The sequence below is a fragment of the Mycobacterium shinjukuense genome (genome assembly GCF_010730055.1).
Classification (GTDB): Bacteria; Actinomycetota; Actinomycetes; order Mycobacteriales; family Mycobacteriaceae; genus Mycobacterium; species Mycobacterium shinjukuense.
Genome location: NZ_AP022575.1, coordinates 895543 through 912134, shown reverse-complemented (window position 1 = coordinate 912134; position 16592 = coordinate 895543). Strand labels below are relative to the sequence as shown.

Annotated in this window: 15 protein-coding genes and 1 pseudogene; 4 read left to right on the top strand and 12 right to left on the bottom strand. The window is 68.4% G+C overall.

Features of this window, described 5'->3' with window-relative positions; translation table 11 throughout:
• Positions 1-119: 119 nt before the first annotated feature.
• Positions 120-383 (top strand): 30S ribosomal protein S20, encoded by a 264-nt coding sequence (rpsT, locus tag G6N20_RS03980; RefSeq protein WP_083046301.1) that lies wholly within the window; start codon positions 120-122, stop codon positions 381-383.
• Positions 384-387: 4 nt separating this feature from the next.
• Here the strand turns inward: rpsT and holA are convergent, their stop codons facing one another.
• The 4 genes from holA to G6N20_RS03960 all read right to left on the bottom strand — a co-directional run bounded on the left by holA (position 388) and on the right by G6N20_RS03960 (position 5308).
• Positions 388-1341, bottom strand: coding sequence for a DNA polymerase III subunit delta (gene holA, locus G6N20_RS03975; RefSeq protein ID WP_142271865.1), 954 nt, complete (start codon positions 1339-1341; stop codon positions 388-390).
• 51 nt (positions 1342-1392) lie between these two features.
• Complete coding sequence (locus G6N20_RS03970; RefSeq protein ID WP_083046347.1) at positions 1393-2907, bottom strand: ComEC/Rec2 family competence protein; 1515 nt, start codon at positions 2905-2907, stop codon at positions 1393-1395.
• A 56-nt stretch (positions 2908-2963) separates the two neighbouring features.
• Positions 2964-3854, bottom strand: coding sequence for a ComEA family DNA-binding protein (locus G6N20_RS03965; RefSeq protein ID WP_083046299.1), 891 nt, complete (start codon positions 3852-3854; stop codon positions 2964-2966).
• 323 nt (positions 3855-4177) lie between these two features.
• A complete protein-coding gene (locus G6N20_RS03960; RefSeq protein WP_232065494.1) occupies positions 4178-5308 on the bottom strand; it encodes a GNAT family N-acetyltransferase in 1131 nt (376 codons plus the stop codon).
• A gap of 183 nt (positions 5309-5491) precedes the next feature.
• On the opposite strand from G6N20_RS03960, the gene G6N20_RS03955 reads away from it, so the two are divergent.
• Both G6N20_RS03955 and G6N20_RS03950 read left to right on the top strand, forming a co-directional pair.
• A complete protein-coding gene (locus G6N20_RS03955; RefSeq protein ID WP_083046297.1) occupies positions 5492-6541 on the top strand; it encodes an NAD(P)H-dependent amine dehydrogenase family protein in 1050 nt (349 codons plus the stop codon).
• A gap of 192 nt (positions 6542-6733) precedes the next feature.
• A complete protein-coding gene (locus tag G6N20_RS03950) occupies positions 6734-8257 on the top strand; it encodes a PecA family PE domain-processing aspartic protease (protein ID WP_083046296.1) in 1524 nt (507 codons plus the stop codon).
• A gap of 20 nt (positions 8258-8277) precedes the next feature.
• Here G6N20_RS03950 and G6N20_RS03945 read toward each other — a convergent pair whose 3' ends face one another.
• The 5 genes and pseudogenes from G6N20_RS03945 to nadD all read right to left on the bottom strand — a co-directional run bounded on the left by G6N20_RS03945 (position 8278) and on the right by nadD (position 11635).
• Positions 8278-9108: a DegV family protein gene (locus tag G6N20_RS03945; RefSeq protein ID WP_083046295.1), complete on the bottom strand. Its 831-nt coding sequence runs from the start codon at positions 9106-9108 to the stop codon at positions 8278-8280.
• Between the two features lie 92 nt (positions 9109-9200).
• A pseudogene (gene octT, locus G6N20_RS03940) lies at positions 9201-9941 on the bottom strand (diglucosylglycerate octanoyltransferase); the annotation flags it as partial.
• On the bottom strand, positions 9931-10626 hold the full coding sequence (gene gpgP / locus G6N20_RS03935) for a glucosyl-3-phosphoglycerate phosphatase (protein ID WP_083046294.1): 696 nt from the start codon (positions 10624-10626) through the stop codon (positions 9931-9933). The gene gpgP and the pseudogene octT, both read right to left, overlap by 11 nt.
• On the bottom strand, positions 10623-11003 hold the full coding sequence (gene rsfS, locus G6N20_RS03930; RefSeq protein ID WP_083046293.1) for a ribosome silencing factor: 381 nt from the start codon (positions 11001-11003) through the stop codon (positions 10623-10625). The genes gpgP and rsfS overlap by 4 nt, the downstream gene beginning before the upstream one ends.
• The gene (gene nadD, locus G6N20_RS03925) at positions 11000-11635 is read right to left on the bottom strand and encodes a nicotinate-nucleotide adenylyltransferase (RefSeq protein WP_232065493.1); all 636 of its coding nucleotides are present in this window, start codon (positions 11633-11635) and stop codon (positions 11000-11002) included. The genes rsfS and nadD overlap by 4 nt, the downstream gene beginning before the upstream one ends.
• Positions 11636-11787: 152 nt before the next feature.
• Here nadD and G6N20_RS03920 point away from each other — a divergent pair, with 152 nt between their 5' ends.
• Positions 11788-12834, top strand: coding sequence for a class I SAM-dependent methyltransferase (locus G6N20_RS03920; RefSeq protein ID WP_083046291.1), 1047 nt, complete (start codon positions 11788-11790; stop codon positions 12832-12834).
• Positions 12835-12844: 10 nt separating this feature from the next.
• Here the strand turns inward: G6N20_RS03920 and G6N20_RS03915 are convergent, their stop codons facing one another.
• The 3 genes from G6N20_RS03915 to G6N20_RS03905 are packed head-to-tail and all read right to left on the bottom strand — an operon-like array spanning position 12845 to position 16463.
• A complete protein-coding gene (locus G6N20_RS03915; protein ID WP_083046290.1) occupies positions 12845-14284 on the bottom strand; it encodes a vWA domain-containing protein in 1440 nt (479 codons plus the stop codon).
• A 13-nt stretch (positions 14285-14297) separates the two neighbouring features.
• Complete coding sequence (locus G6N20_RS03910) at positions 14298-15173, bottom strand: AAA family ATPase (RefSeq protein ID WP_083046346.1); 876 nt, start codon at positions 15171-15173, stop codon at positions 14298-14300.
• Between the two features lie 18 nt (positions 15174-15191).
• Entirely contained in the window at positions 15192-16463 is a 1272-nt protein-coding gene (locus tag G6N20_RS03905) for a glutamate-5-semialdehyde dehydrogenase (protein WP_083046289.1), read from the bottom strand.
• Positions 16464-16592 lie beyond the last annotated feature (129 nt).

The window sequence follows — 16592 nt, the reverse complement described above, 5'->3', positions numbered from 1 at the left end:
CCTCACATTGGACATCCCGGCAGGCCAGGGATTCCGCTTTTGGGCGAAAACGTAACCGACTGCTAACCTGGGCAGTCGCCGTCAGCCAAACAACCACCGAGACGCAAAGGGACACACGCGTGGCCAACATCAAGTCGCAGCGGAAGCGCAATCGCACCAACGAGCGCGCCCGGCTGCGCAACAAGTCGGTGAAGTCCTCGCTGCGTACCGCGGTCCGCGCGTTCCGCGAGGCGGTCCATTCCGGGGACCAGCAAAAGGCCGCCGAATTGCTGGCGTCGACCAGCCGCAAACTGGACAAGGCGGCCAGCAAAGGCGTGATTCACAAGAACCAGGCCGCCAACAAGAAGTCGGCGCTGGCGCGCACGCTCAACAAGCTCGGCTGACCCCTCAGGCGCGCTCGGCCGCCAGCTCGGCGACCTTCCTGACCGCGGATTCCAGCGCGTAGTCGGCGTCCGCGGCCGCACCCTTGACGTTGGCGTTGAGCGCCGCCACCAGCTTCATGGCGGTGGCCACCGAGTCGCGCGACCAGCGCCGGGCCTGTTTCTGGGCCTTCTGCACCCGCCAGGGCGGCATCCCCAGTTGCGCGGCCAGCCGGTACGGATCCCCGGACAGCGGCCCGACCCGCCCGATGGTGTGGATGGCTTCGGCCAGCGCATCGGCCAACACCACGAGCGGCTCGCCGCGCATCATCGCCCATCGCAGCGCCTCGACGGCCCCTGACACATCGCCGGCCACGGCCTTGTCGGCGATATCAAAGCCGCGCACCTCGGCCTTGCCGCTGTGATAACGCCGGACCGCGGCGGCATCGACGGCGCCGGCGGTGTCGGCGACCAACTGGGAACATGCCGACGCGAGCTCGCGGATGTCGGAGCCAACCGCGTCGAGCAGGGCGGTCACCGTTTGCTCGTCGACGCTGACCCGCAACGATCGAAATTCCTCCCGCACGAAGTCGGCGCGTTCGCTGGCCTTGGTGATCTTCGCGCAGGGATGCACCTGTGCGCCCAGCGACCGCAGCTCGCCGGCCAGCGCTTTGGCCCGCCCTGCGCCCGAGTGCACCACCACCAACACCGTGCCCGCGGGAATGTCGGCGGCCATGGCAGCGATCACCGCGGCCGCGTCCTTGCCCGCCTCGGCGGCGGCCTCGAGCACGACCATCCGCTCCTCGGCGAACAATGACGGGCTGAGCAGTTCGGCGAGCTCATGGGTGCTGACGTCGCCTGCCCGCATGCGGTTCACCGGGACGTCATCGGCGCCGGCTCCTGCCCGCTGGCGAACCGACCGCAGGATCTGCGCCACAGCCCGCTCGATCAGCAGTTCTTCATCCCCCAATACCAAGTGCAACGGTGACAGCTCGCTCACCCCATGATGGTGTCACGGAAGCCCGACGTGGGCTTAGGGCCCGACCAGTCCCGACAGCGACCAGGCCAGCAGGCAAGCGGCGGCGAGCAGGATCACGAAGAACAGCCACGCGCGACACCACCGCCAGCGACACAGCGCAACGACAAACCCCAGACCGCAACCGACGACCAGCGCCCCGGCAAACCCCGTCGGAACGGACACGGTCGCCCCGGGCACGGCGGCGGCCCAGTGCGCCACGCGCAGCACCCACCACACCTCGGGCCCGGTGAAACGGATGAGCAGCTGTGCGCCGGCCGGCCACCCGACGGCCAGTACCGCCGCCGCGCTGCCCAGCACTGTGATCGGCGTTATCACCGCCACCACCGCGAGATTGGCGGCCGCGCCGACCAGGCTGACCCGCCCCGACATGCCGGCGACCAGCGGAGCCGTCGCTACCTGGGCGGCCCCCGCGACCGCGAGCGCGTCCGCCAGCCGTCGCGGGCAGCCGCGCACGACCAGCCACTGTGACCACACCGGGGCGATGACCACCAGCGCGGCGGTAGCGGCCACCGACAACGCGAAGCCCATGTCCACGGCCAGGTGCGGGGCCATCGCCAGCAATAGCAACACCGTGGCCGACAGCGCCGGAATCGCCCGCCGTCGCCGCGAGGACAGCATTCCCACCAGCGCGATAGCGCCCATCACCCCCGCCCGCAACACGCTGGCCGTCGGCTGCACCACGATGACGAACGCCATCAGCGCGAGCGCGGCGAGCGTCACGGCCGCACGCGGCCCGATCAACCGGGCTGAGAACAGCACCGACGCGCACACGATCGTGACGTTGGCCCCCGACACCGCCGTCAGGTGCGTCATCCCCGCCGCGCGGAACTCGCGGCTGGTCTCGGTGGTGACCGACGTGGTGTCACCGAGAACCAGGGCGGGCAACATCGCGGCCTCATCGGCGGGCAACGCCCGGCGAACCGCCGCGGCGAACCGGCTGCGCACGGTGTGCGCGGCCCGCTGCACCACACCGGCCTGGCCCATGCTCGGCCGGCCTGTCGCGTTGAGCACCGCGACGCTCAGGTCATGGCGGACCGGGCGAGTGATGCGTGCGGTGAAGGCCACCGGCTGGCCCACCATCAACTCGCCGAAGTCCACAGCACGCGCGAAAACCACGACCCGGCCCGAGATCTCGTCGTCGCGCAGACGCTGGATCGTCGCCCGGAACATCAGCCTGCCCCGACCCAACGACAGCGGGCTTTCGCTGGGCGTGACGGTCACCGGGGCGGAGGTGCCAAACGCCGCGGTAATCGGGTGGCGACCGACCGCGTCGGCGCGCAACGCGATCGCCAGACCGTAGCCCGCGCCCACGACTGCGATCGCCATCAGGCCCGCGCTCACCGCCCGCAGCCGTGCGGCCCGGTCCGCTGGGTGCGGCGCCCACCGCCACAGCACTACCGACGCGGCCGCCGGCACCGTGCAGCACGCGGCCAATGCGCTGCCGATCGGCCACACGATGCCGACCGCGGTCACCAACCAGCTGGTCACCGCGGCCGGAACCAGGCGCACGTCCAGGCGCCCCGGCTGGCCGGCAACATGGCCGCCATCGGCGTGGCGCACCGGCGTCAGACACGGACCTGGGAACGCAGCTTGTCCAGCCGGGCCGGGCCGATGCCGTCCACGTCGGCGAGCTGGTCGACGCTGGTGAACTTGCCGTTGGCCTGCCGCCACGCCACGATCGCGGCGGCGGTGACCGGTCCGATGCCGGGCAGGGTGTCCAGCTGTTCCACGGTTGCGGTGTTGAGGTCGAGCACCTCGGTCTTCGGAGCGGTCTTCGGCCTGCCGGAAGTTCCGGGGGCCGATGGCGGTCCGGGCGCCGGCCCGGTGGCGCTGCCCGGGCTGACGGAGCTGCCCAGCGCCGGCGGCTTCCCGGCGACCGGAGCCAACCCGACCACGATCTGCTCGCCGTCGCCAAGCTGGCGGGCCATGTTCAGCCCGATGGTGTCCGCCCCGGCGAGGGCGCCGCCGGCGGCCTGCAACGCATCGGCGATGCGCGCGCCCGGCGCCAGGGTGACCAATCCGGGGGTGTGCACCAGGCCGACCACGCTGACCACCACCGGTCGGTCGGCGCCGGCCGGGGGACCAGGGCTTGCCGATGATCTGGGGGTGGTCGACGAAACCCGTTCTACCGGAGGGAGTTTAGCCGACATCACCGGAGCGGGCCGGTCGCGCACCAAGGTGAATACCGTGACCAGCACCGCCAGCGTGGCGATCACCGCCAGCGCGATGGCACCGGCTCGGCCCGGATCGGCGCGCATCAGATCCACCCAGCGCCGACCGGGCGAAGGGTCCGGAAGCCAACGCGGCAGCAGCGAATTCGGGTCGTCATCGGGATCCCGGTTCGCGTCTGGGTCCGGCTGGTCGGATTCGGCGACATCCCCGTCGTGTTGGGTGTCGGGTTCCGGGTCGGCACCCAGCCGGCGGTGCAGCCGCTGGGCGGTGAGTTCGGTTCGCATGTGTCGACCGTAGGTGCGGCGACCGCCACCCCCGGCCGCCCGCACCGGCGTCACGACGTCCGCCTGTGGATGAACCCGTGGCTGTGGACCGGCGCTGGGTCATAGACGGAACCAGCGCGTGGACCGGCGTCAGGCTCCGACGGTCTCCACAACCACCCAGATCCCGGCCGACATCCGCGAGCGGGTGCGCCAGGGCGAACCGCTGAACCGGCCGCGGTGTCGATCACCGTCGGCCACTTCGACCCGGTAATCGCCTCCCGCGCGACCACCAGCACATCCTGGTCGACCGCCTCGGCGACCAGATGTGGCCGGCCGTAAGCGGCTCAGAACTCGAAGGCGGTTTCAGCCGGGACTCCGCTGGCAAACGCGGCGTCGAACCGACGTATCACGTCAGCATCCTTGGCGCACAACCGATTCGCGGCAGCCAGCGTAACGGCCCGGTGCACACCCAGGTACAGACTGCCCAGCACGTCGCGCCCCATCTCGATGTCGGCCGGAGCATCCGTGGGTGCGCAACGCGCGCGGCCGTCGCGAATCTGCAGCGAGAATCGGCCGACGTCGGATATGCCGATCACCGTGGAGAGTTCGCCGGCGTAGTCGCGCGCCTCCAGCGCGGCCGGCACGTCCACGATTCGTAGCCACAGACCGTCCTGGCACCAGGTGGTGCGAGCCAGTCGGGGGTCGGTGAGCAGGAACGGCAACGAGTCGTCCGGGTGGCTGACGATGCTGACCCGCTCCATCGGGTCGAGCCCAAGCAATGCCCGCCACAGCGCGGCATGCGCATCGGCGGTTACCGCTTTGAGTTCACTGACCCGTGCCAGCTTCAGGTCGCTGGCGTCCACCCGGTACAGCGCGTAGCCGTCGCGATGCAGCATCGCGAACAGGTCGCGGGCCGCACACCCCGACGGCTCCGGTTCGGTCAGCAGCTGCTCCCACAGCACCTTTGGGCGCAGCAGTGCGCCCGGTACCTGGCGGCGCCAGCGGTCATAGATCGCCTCCAACTCGCCGCGATGCTCGTCGGGCCTGACCAACCGAACCTCCCCGCCAGCGGGCATGTCGGCGTGGCAGCGGGCGAAACGGCGATCCACCGTCAACTCCTGCAGGATGGTTGCCGGACCGTAGCCGAACCGGCCGTAGATCCCGCCCTCGCTGGCATGCAAGGCCGCCACTGGATACCCGGAATCGGCTATGCGGCGGTGCAGTTCGGCGCACATCGCACGCAGCACCCCGCGTCGGCGATGCGTGGGGGCTACCGCGACGAAGCTGAGGCCGGCGGTGGGTAGCACCTCGCCACCGGGCACCGTCATCCGCAGGTCGAAGTACAGCGCCATGCCGACGACGTCGCTCCCATCGCGGACCACCACCGCGCCCTCGGCAGGCACCAGGGTCCGCCACGGATTCGCCGACTCGGGGCCGACGAAGTCGGTGAAGCTGGCCGCCGCCAACAGGTACATTCCCGGCCAGTCGTGCTCGGTCGGGGTATGCAGGGTCAGCCCGGACGGGAGTCCGGCACGCACAGTCACAGGTTTCGACTGTGGCACACACGGACCGCTGCGCGCACCCAAATTTTGCGGGGCCCGCACGCCCGGCGGCCGGCCCGAACATAATGGGTCCGACCGCCGGCGAAGGAGCGTTCGATGATCACCGACCATCCATTGCGTGTGATCCAGTGGACCACCGGTAACGTTGGCCGGCGATCATTGCACGCGATCATCGGCAGGCCCGACATGGAACTCGTCGGCGTGTACGCGCACGGACCCGAAAAGGTCGGTGTCGACGCCGCCGACTTGGCCGGCTGGCCGGAGCCGACCGGCGTGCGGGCCACCAACGACGTCGACGCGCTGCTCGCGCTGGGCGCCGACGCGTGCTGCTATAACCCGTTGTGGCCCAACATCGACGAGCTGGTGCGCTTGCTGGAATCGGGGGTCAACGTGTGCACCAGCGCGGCCTGGATCACCGGTGGCAAGCAGACACCGCAGAATCGCCAACGCATCGTCGACGCGTGCGAGCGCGGCGGGTCGACCATCTTGGGCAGCGGCGCGCACCCCGGGATGACGAACATGGTCGGCATGGTGCTCAGCGCCGCCTGTGAACGTGTCGACGAGATCCGCATCACCGAGTCGGTCGACTGCTCGACCTATGAATCGGCGGAAACCCAGACGGCGATGGGATTTTCCCAAGATCCCGACACCCCAGGGCTGACGGAGAGCGTGCGCGCCGAAAGCGAGGTGTTCGCGGAGTCGGCGGCGATGATGGCCGACGCGATCGGGGCACGCCTGGACAAGATGACCTTCGACGTCACTTTCACCGCGGCCACCGCGGATACCGAGCTGGGCTTCATGAGGATCCCCGCCGGAACCGTCGGCGGCGTCTATGGTTACCACCGCGGCTGGGTGGGTGATCGAAACGTCGTCAGCGTCGGATTCAACTGGACGATGGGTGACCACGTCGTCCCGCCGAAACCCGTGGAACACGGCCACGTCATCCAAGTCTTTGGAGTGCCCAACATGCGCACCGTGATTCACTGTCTGCCGCCGAAGGATTGGGCCGAGCCCGGGTTCATGGGGCTGGGCATGATCTACACCGCTATGCCGGTCACCAACGCGGTTCCCGCGGTGGTGGCCGCCAAATCCGGGATCGTCACGCTGGCCGATCTGGCGCCGATTACCGGGCGGGTAGCCCGCTAGACGCATCTCGTTCGCCACATCAGCCAAGCTAAACTCGCGCGTCAGCCACGCCAAAACTGTCCAGCCACACCGGAATCCCGGCACCAGATCGGCGGTGTCCCAACGTGCGGATATCCGTATAATTTCATTACTGCTTCATCGCCGCTGCATAGATCGGAACGGCACCATCGTCGAGCTGGCGGGAGGTATGACATGTCGTTGGTGAGCATTGCGCCGGAAGTGGTGCTCTCGGCGGCGACGGAGCTGACCGGTATCGGCTCAACAATCAGCGCCGCTAACGCCGCCGCCGCAGCCCCGACGGTTGGGCTGCCGGCTATGGGCGCCGATGAAGTCTCAGCGGCGGTGGCCACGCTCTTTGCCCGGTATGGTCAGCAATATCAGGCGCTGGCCGGCCAGGTCGCGACGTCCTACGACCAATTCACCCGCAACGTGGTGTCCAGCGTGAATGCGTACACCGCCGTCGAGACCGCCAACATCAGGTGGCTTTTGTCCAGCGGCGTCAACGCGGTCAACCAGCCTTTCTTGGAGCACACCGGCCGCCCGCTGTTCGGCGATGGCGCCAACGGCTACACCGACGCTCAAGGCGTGGGGACCAACGGCAAGCCCGGCGGCTGGTTGTTCGGCAACGGCGGTACCGGTGGCACCAGCACGCGCGCAGGAGTGCCCGGCGGTGCCGGCGGGCCCGCCGGTCTGATCGGCAACGGCGGCACGGGCGGCAGCAGCGTCTACGGCGGAGCGCCCGGGGGAGCCGGCGGCCCGGCCGGTCTGATCGGCAACGGCGGCACCGGTGGGGCCAGCGGCCCTGGCGGCCTTGGCGGCCCCGGCGGCCGTGCCGGGTTGCTGTTGGGACTACCCGGCACCGGGGGAATCAGCACCCTGCTCTCGCCGAACCAAACGCTCATACATATCGATCAATTCGGCAACCCGCTGCTCAACATCTCGGTGGGCGGCGGACCAAGCCTGCCCGTCATCGTCGACTCCGGCGCCACCGGCCTTGTGGTGCCACCGCAATTCGTCACCGGGGTGGATCTCGGCGCACCCACCGGGAATGGTTCCGTCAGTTACGGCCTGGGCAGCACCGGTCGCCTGTACGTCAACTACCAGACCTATCAAACGACCGTGAATTTCGGGAACGGAATCGTCACCGGGTCAACCACCGTCGGCGTCGCCACCTCGGCATATCTGGGAAACCCGACCAACCAGATCGACGTTTCGTTGTTGCCTGCCTATCTGGGCGTGGGCCCCAACAACGGGTTTCCGTTCGCCACCCCCACGAACGCAACTTTACCGACCAACATGAACCAGGGTGTGCTTTTCAACATGCCTCGCGGTTTGTTGGAGTTCGGCCCCAATTCGCTGCCACCCATCATCGACCTCGATGGAGCGCCGGGGACCGTCGTGCAGGTACAGATCAACAACGAATTGCCGCAGACCGTCACCGCATACATCGATTCCGGCGGCGTCACCGGCGCCGTTCCACAATCGCTGGTGCCAGGCCTTGCGGTCGGTAACCGCCTTCCAGAAGGAACAACCATCACGGTCTACACGATCAACGGTCTGAAGCTGTACTCGCAGACCGTCACGGCGGCCAGCGCCCCGGTCGTTGTGTCGGCGGGCAACCCGTTCAATACCGGGAATTACCCCTTCCTGGTTGGACCGATCTATATCTGGAACAACGACGCCATAGGAACGACGGTCTTTGACCGACTGATCTGACCGGCCCGTCTCGCCGGTAGTCATTCTGCACACTGCAGACAGACCGCCAGCGCCCCGGCTCCGACGTGCACCGCGAGCACCGGACCCAACGGTGTAACGATCGCGGGTTCACATGCCGGCAACCGATCGGCCAGCGCGGCCGCCACGTTATGCGCACCGTCGGGGTTGGCGACGTGTTGCACCGCCAGCGCGGCGGGGCGCTCTCCCACTACCTGGCAAACTCGGTCGATCATCGCCGCCACCGCGTTCCTGACGGTTCGAACCCGTTGGGCCAGAACCAGTTTGCCGTCATCGATGCACAGCAGCGGCTTGAGCGCCAACGCGGTGCCCAACCACGCTTTGGCGCCGCCGATGCGCCCGCTGCGGCGCAGGTTGTCCAACCGGTGCACGACCATGAGCGCGTGGGTGCGTCGCGCCGCGGCGGCCCCAGCGCGCGCCACCGTGTCCAGATCACCCCCGGCGGCCGCCGCGCGGGCGGCGGCCAGCGTCACGAAACCGGTACCCATCGCAGCCGATTTCGAATCGATGACCCGCACGGCCTGCCCAAGCTCGACCGCGGTCAGCTCGGCGGCGCGAAAGGTTCCCGACAGCGCCGACGAGATATGCGCCGCCACGACCCCGTCGCCGCCGCTGTCGGCCAAGGCCCGTTGGTAGGCGGCGCACAGCTCTGCCGGGGTGGCCGCGGCCGTGGTGGCGTGGCGCTTGTAGATGTCATCGGGAATCTCGTCGACGCCGTCGCGCAGGTCGACACCATCCAGCAGGATGTGCAGCGGGACCTCGCGTATCGCCCACCTTTCACGCAGGTCGACCGGAAGACCCGACGAGGTATCGGTGATCACCACGACGGTCACGGGCGCCGCTCTCCCCCGCAAGCGGGTGGGGGTACCTCCCACTTGTGGGGCCATGCCCCCGCTGCGTCGTCGCCGCCACGGGTCACGGTTTCGCCACGCGGTTTCTGGTTCGGAACGCCGGCTTCGGCCAGCGCCTTGAGCATCAGCTCCGCGACCGCCTGATGGGCTTCGAAATTCCAGTGAATGCCGTCGGGATTGCCATGGCCACTCATAACGTGTTCGGCGACAGCGGCTTTGAGATCCACCAATGGAACATTGTGGCGTTGCGCCCATTCCGCGATCGCCGCCGCGGTGCGCGCCCGGCCGTGATGCGCCCTGCCGTAGGTCTTTGCGATGTGCACCGACGGCAGCGACGCCACGATCGGGATGCCCGGGCGATTGAAATCGATGGCGCCACGGGTCTGTTCAAGGTATGCAACGGTCAGGTGCGGCGGCAGCGCCGACCTGGCCACCGGTGACAGCTTCGGTTGCACCCAGGCATAGCCGTTGCGAACCCAGCGCCGCAGCCACGGTGGGCGGACATAGCGGATGAGCTCACGTAGCGCCGTCGGCAACACCGACGGCAGCGAATCCATCCCGCTGGTGGCAAAGACCACCGCTGCGGCCTTGGGCAGCGCTGCCCAGGACCGCGGATCCTGGGTTGCCGCCCACCAGACGTCGCGGCAGGTCCAGCCGATACGACCGATCAGTTCCAGATCCCAACCCAATTGGGACGCAACGATATTGGGCCAGATGCGGGGATCGTCGGCGGGCAGGCCGCCGGTCGGCCCATAATAGGCCAGCGAATCGGCGAAGACCAGAAGCACCGGCCTAGGCCCGCGCTCAGAAAACATCGTTGGAAACCTGCGCTGAGGCGTTCCACACGTCGAGGCGCCACCTGATGCTGTCAAAGTCCGCCTCGACGTCGCCGCCGGAGTCGGCCACGCCGTCGCAATGCCCGCTGAGCTGCACCCAGCTGGCGTTGCCCATGCGGCCCAAAACCGGCCAGCTGGCAACCGGCAGCTTCAACAGCGCGGCCGACAGGGCGGCGATCAGCCCGCCGTGGGCCACCAAGATCACCGGTCGGTCCGGCGCGGCCGCGCCGCCCCATTCCGGGGCATCGGCGACCAGCTCGGCGATCAACGGCAGGCTGCGGGCGGCCACGTCGACCCGGCTTTCCCCGCCGTGGGGAGCCCATGTCGCGTCCTCGCGCCACGCCAGCCGGGCGCCCGGCGCCTCGGCGTCGATCTGGGTGTGGGTCATGCCCTGCCAGTCGCCGAGATGAGTCTCCCGCAGCCGGTTGTCGACCCGCACCCGCAGCCCGGTGCGCTCCCCCAACTTGACCGCGGTGTCGTAGGCGCGCCGCAGATCCGAGGACACGATCAGCAGCGGCTGCAGCTTGCCGAGCACCTCAGCGGCGGCGACCGCCTGGGTGCGGCCCAGCTCGCTCAGCTCGGTGTCCAACTGACCCTGCATCCGGCTACCAACGTTGTAGTCGGTCTGCCCGTGCCGCAGCATCACCAACCGGCGGGTCCTCATGTGGCGGCCGCCGAGTTCGCCGACAAGTCCACCGGCACCACCGGGCAGTCACCCCAGAGCCGGTCCAGGGCGTAGTAGTCGCGGTCGTCCTGATGTTGGATGTGCACGACGATGTCGAGGTAATCCAGCAGCGTCCAGCGGCCTTCGCGAGCGCCCTCGCGGCGCGCGGGCCGATAGCCCGCCCTGCGCATCTTCTCCTCGACCTCGTCCACGATGGCGTTGACCTGTCGCTCGTTGGACGCCGAGGCGATGACGAAGCAGTCGGTGATGACCAGCTGGCCGGAGACGTCGATGACCACGACGTCGTTGGCGAGCTTGGCGGCGGCCGCGCCGGCGGCCACCGTGGCCATCTCGATGGCTTCCTGGGTTGCCGTCATGCGGTGTTCCCGGCGCCCCGGCCCGCGGTCGTTGCGCTCGCGCTGCCCTCGGGTTTGCGGTAGAGCCTGCGTTTGGACACGTATTGCACGACGCCGTCGGGCATCAGGTACCACAGTGGGCGCCGCTGCTCGGCGCGCTGACGGCAGTCGGTCGAGGAAATCGCCAGCGCGGGGATTTCGACCAGGGTCAGCGCGTTTTCGGCCAGCTCACCCAGGACGCCGGTGATGTGGTCGCGGCGCAACTCGTACCCGGGCCGGCTGACCCCGACGAAACGCGCCAACTCGAACAGCTCCTCCCAGCCTTGCCAGGTCAGGATGGTGGCCAGCGCGTCGGCACCGGTGATGAAGTACAGCTCGCAGTCCGGGTTGAGGGCGTGCAGATCGCGCAACGTGTCCCTTGTGAAGGTCGGACCGCCGCGGTCGATGTCGACCCGGCTCACCGAGAAGCGGGGATTGGAGGCGGTGGCGATCACCGTCATCAGGTACCGGTCCTCGGCGGCGGAAACGTGCCGGCCCTTTTGCCAGGGCTGGCCACTGGGCACGAACACGACCTCGTCGAGGCCGAACAGGGCGGCCACCTCACTGGCGGCAACCAGGTGCCCGTAATGGATGGGATCGAACGTCCCGCCCATCACTCCCAGCCGGCGAAGGTGCGTTTGCACGGTTTGCCAGCTTACTTGAGCACATACCACGGCTCAGATCGCGCGGGCCACCGGACATGCATACCCGCACGTATCGATCCAATGACCCGCCAACCTGGCGCGTGGTCGTGTAGAAGAGGTCTGTGGACAATCTGCCGCTCAGATCGGACGATCCCACGCAGCTGGCGAAGGAGGCCATGCTCCGGCGGTTTTACAGCCGGACACAGGTCACGGGCGAGATCACGCTGCCGGCCGTCCCGGGCATGATCGACGAGTACGTGAAGATGTGTGATGTCCTGTTCGCGGGTGTGGGTAGGAAGTTCTCCGACGACGAACTGGCTCATCTCAGGGCGGTGCTCGAGGGACAGTTGGCCGAGGCCTACTCGGCCTCCCAACGGTCGAGCATCGTGATCTCCTATAACGCGCCGATCGGCCCGACCCTGCACTACCAGGTCAGGGCCCAATGGCGAACCGTGGCCCAGGAATACGAGAACTGGATCAGCACCCGCGAGCCCCCGCTCTTCGGCACCGAACCCGACGCTCGGGTGTGGGCGCTGGCCACCGAAGCAACCGACCCCACGACGCATCCGATACTCGAAATCGGGGCCGGAACCGGCCGCAACGCGCTCGCGTTGGCACGGCGTGGGCACCCGGTCGACGTGGTGGAGATGACCCCGAAATTCGCCGATATCATCCGCGCGGACGCCGAGCGGGAATCCCTCGACGTGCGCGTCATCGTGCGCGACGTCTTCGCGACCATGGAGGATCTGCGGCGCGACTATCAACTGATCGTGCTCTCCGAGGTGGTGCCTGATTTCCGGACGACACAGCAGCTGCGCGCCTTGTTCGAATTGGCCGCCCAGTGCCTGGCTCCCGGTGCCCGCCTGGTGTTCAACGCGTTCCTGCCGAACGGGGACTACACCCCCGACCGGGCCGCTCGTGAGTTCGGTCAGCAGGTGTACACCGGCATCTTCACCCGACACGAGATGGCGGCCGCGACGGCCGGACTTCCTCTTGAGCTCGTCGCCGATGATTCGGTATACGAGTACGAGAAAACGCACCTACCCGAAGGCGCCTGGCCACCCACGAGCTGGTACGCCGATTGGGTCAGCGGCCTCGACGTGTTCACCATCCAGCGGGAGCTGTGCCCCATCGAGATGCGCTGGCTGGTGTTTCAGAAGACCCGCTGAACTCCGCGGCCTACACCGGCAGCAGTTGATCGATCACCGCGGCCAGCTGTTTGGCAGACCGGCATTCGTGCATCGTGATCACCTCCTGGTACCGCGGAACCGCGGAATCGCCACTGCCCCACAGATGTTTGGGCTCCGGGTTGAGCCAGTGCGCGTGCCGGCTCGCGGTCACCATGTCCGCCAGCACGTCGATGGCCGGATTCCGGTAGTTGGTTCGGCCGTCGCCGAGCACCAGCAAAGAGCTGCGTGGCGACAACACGTTCGGGTAGGCCTGCAGGAACGAGACGAAGGCGTTGCCGTAGTCGGAGTGACCATCGCGGTGGTAGACACCCGCCTCCCGGGTGATCCGCTGGATCGCGACGGCCAGATCGGCCTCGGGCCCGAACATGTGGGTCACCTCATCGGTGGTGTCGATGAAGGCGAACACCCGAACCCGCGAAAACTGTTGGCGCAGAGCGTGTACCAACAACAGGGTAAAGTGGCTGAACCCGGCGACCGAACCGGACACGTCGCACAGCACCACCAATTCCGGTCGCGCGGGGCGCGGCTTGTGCAGCACCACATCGATCGGCACGCCACCGGTGGACATCGACGTGCGCAGCGTCTTGCGCAAATCGATCGACCCGGCGCGGGCGCGACGCCGACGGGCCGCCAGCCGGGTCGCCAGGGTGCGGGCCAGCGGAGCCACCACCCGGCGCATCTGGCGTAGCTGCTCCCCAGAGGCGCGCAGGAACTCGACGTTCTCGGAAAGCTGCGGGATGCCGTACATCTGCACATGCTCGCGGCCAAGCTGCTCGGCTGTGCGTCGCTTGGTCTCCGCGTCCACCATCTTGCGCAGCTGGGCGATCCTCTGTGCGGCAAGCGCTTTGGCGATCTGCTCCTGGGTGGGCGTGAGCTGATCACCGTAGGGGGCGAGCAGACCCGCCAGCAGCTTGCCCTCCAGCTCGTCCAGCGCCATCGCCTTGAGCGCCTGATACGACGAAAACGACGGTCCTCGACTGGAACTGTACTTGCCGTAGGCCTCCACGATCCGGGCGATCATCGCCACCAACCGCTCGTCCATGTCGGCCAGATCTGCGTTGTCGATCAGCAGATCCAGCAGCATCTGCCGCACCGCCTCGACGTCGTCCGGCGGCAGGGAAGCGCAGGTTTCCCCATCCTCGTCCGCGACGACGGCCCGCGCACCCATTGCCGGCGGAAACCACAGGTCAAACAGGGCGTCGTAGGTGTCGCGGTGATCGGGCCGACGCAGCACCGCGCAGGCGATGCCCTCGCGCAGCACCTCACGATCGCCCAGGCCGAGCGTGGCCATCACCCTGCCGGCGTCCACCGTCTCCGACGGACCCACCGAAATCCCGCTCGCCCGAAGCGCTTCCACGAACCCCACCAAATGGCCGGGCAGCCCGTGCGGGGCGAGCGGCCGGGTGGGGCGGATGCGGCGGAGGGCCATCAGGGCAGCCCCATCAGTTGAGCCTGAGTTCTCCGCTGGCGCGCAGCTGATCGGATTGGTGCTTGAGGACCACGCCCAGGGTGGCGGCGACCACCGCGTCGTCGATGGTGTCCAGGCCGAGCGCCAGCAGCGTGCGGCCCCAGTCGATGGTTTCGGCGATCGAGGGCACCTTCTTGAGCTGCATGCCGCGCAGCACACCGATGATGCGCACCAGCTCCTCGGCGAGGTGCTCGGGCAGATCGGGGACCCGGGACAATAGGATGCGGCGTTCCAGGTCGGGGGTGGGGAAGTCGATGTGCAGGAACAGGCAGCGTCGCTTGAGCGCCTCGGACAGCTCACGCGTGGCGTTGGAGGTCAGCACCACGAACGGCGCCCGCACCGCGGTCATGGTGCCCAGTTCGGGAACGGTGACCGCGAAGTCGGACAGCACCTCCAGCAGCAGGCCCTCCATTTCGATGTCGGCCTTGTCGGTCTCGTCGATCAGCAGCACGGTCGGCTCGGTGCGCCGGATAGCGGTCAGCAACGGACGCTGCAGCAGGAACTCCTCACTGAACACGTCGGTCTTGGTGGTCTCCCAGTCTCCGGAGCCGGCCTGGATGCGCAGGATCTGCTTGGCGTGGTTCCACTCGTAGAGGGCACGAGCCTCGTCGACGCCCTCGTAGCACTGCAACCGCACCAGCCCGGATCCGGTGGCCTCGGCGACCGCGCGGGCCAGCTCGGTCTTGCCGACACCGGCGGGACCTTCCACCAGCAGCGGCTTGCCAAGCCGGTCGGCGAGAAACACCGCCGTCGCGGTGGCGGTGTCGGGCAGGTAGCCGGTCTCGGCCAGCCGTCGTGAGACGTCGGCGATGTCGGCGAACAGCGGCACGGGCCGCGCTGGCACGCTCACCATGGGGTTCTCCTAGGGTCAGGCCGGACGGGTGTGGCCATCGCCCCATACGATCCACTTGGTGGAGGTCAGTTCCGGCAGTCCCATCGGGCCGCGGGCATGCAGCTTCTGGGTGGAGATGCCGATTTCGGCGCCGAAGCCGAACTGTTCGCCGTCGGTGAATGCCGTCGACGCGTTGACCATCACCGCCGCGGCATCAACCTGCTCGGTGAACCGTTGGGCGGCAGCAAGATTGGTGGTCACGATGGCCTCGGTGTGCCCGGTGCCGTACTCGTTGATGTGGGCGATGGCGGCGTCGACGCCGTCGACCACGGCCACCGCGATCTCCATCGCCAGGTATTCGCGGCGCAGGTCGGCCTCACCCGCGTCCAGGTGCACCGTGACGCCCGCGTCCTGCAGCGCGGCCAGCAGCCGGGGCATCGCCTGCCCGGCGATCGCGGCGTCGACCAGCAGCGTCTCGGCCGCGTTGCAAACGCTGGGCCGACGGGTCTTGGAGTTCAACAGGACCCGCTCGGCGATGTCCAGGTCGGCGGATTCATGCACGTAGACGTGACAGTTGCCGACACCGGTCTCGATGGTGGGCACCTGCGCATCGCGCACCACCGCGTCGATCAACCCGGCCCCCCCGCGTGGAATCGCCACGTCGACCAGCCCGCGGGCCTGGATCAAATGGGTGACCGTGGACCGGTCCGCGCTGGACAGCAGCTGGACCGCGTCGGCGGGCAGGTGTTGGCCCACCAGCGCGGCGCGCAGCACCGTGACCAGGGCTTCGTTGGACTTGGCGGCCGAAGAGCTGCCGCGCAGCAGTGCGGCGTTGCCTGACTTGAGGGTGAGCCCGAAGGCGTCGACGGTGACGTTGGGACGGCCCTCGTAGATCATGCCGACCACACCGAGCGGCACGCGCTGCTGGCGAAGCTGCAGACCGTTGGGCAGGGTGTAGCCGCGCAGCACTTCGCCGATCGGGTCCGGCAGCCCCGCCACCTGCCGCAGGCCGGCGGCGATGCCGTCGATGCGCTGCGGGTCCAGCGCCAGCCGGTCGAGCATCGCGGCCGGGGTGCCGGCGTCACGCGCCGCGATCAGGTCTTCGGCGTTGGCGGCCAAGATCTGGTTGGAGTGAGCCAACAACTCGTCGGCGGCGGCGTGTAACGCGCGGTCTTTGACCGCGGTGGGCACCGTGGCCAGCCTGCGAGCGGCCACCCGCGCGCGGCGTGCGGCGTCGTGCACCTCGTGGCGCAAGTCGGGCTCCCGCTGTTGGGCCGTCCCGCTCGGGGATGGTGCCTGCACACTCATTGCCCCAGCGTATCGGGCTCAAGCCGGCTGGGTAAGACGGCCTGGCCGCACAATCGGTTTGAACGGCCCTCATCGCGCACCGCCCGATCGATGGCTACCCAGGTCGCAACGAGCAGCGTGGTCACCAGC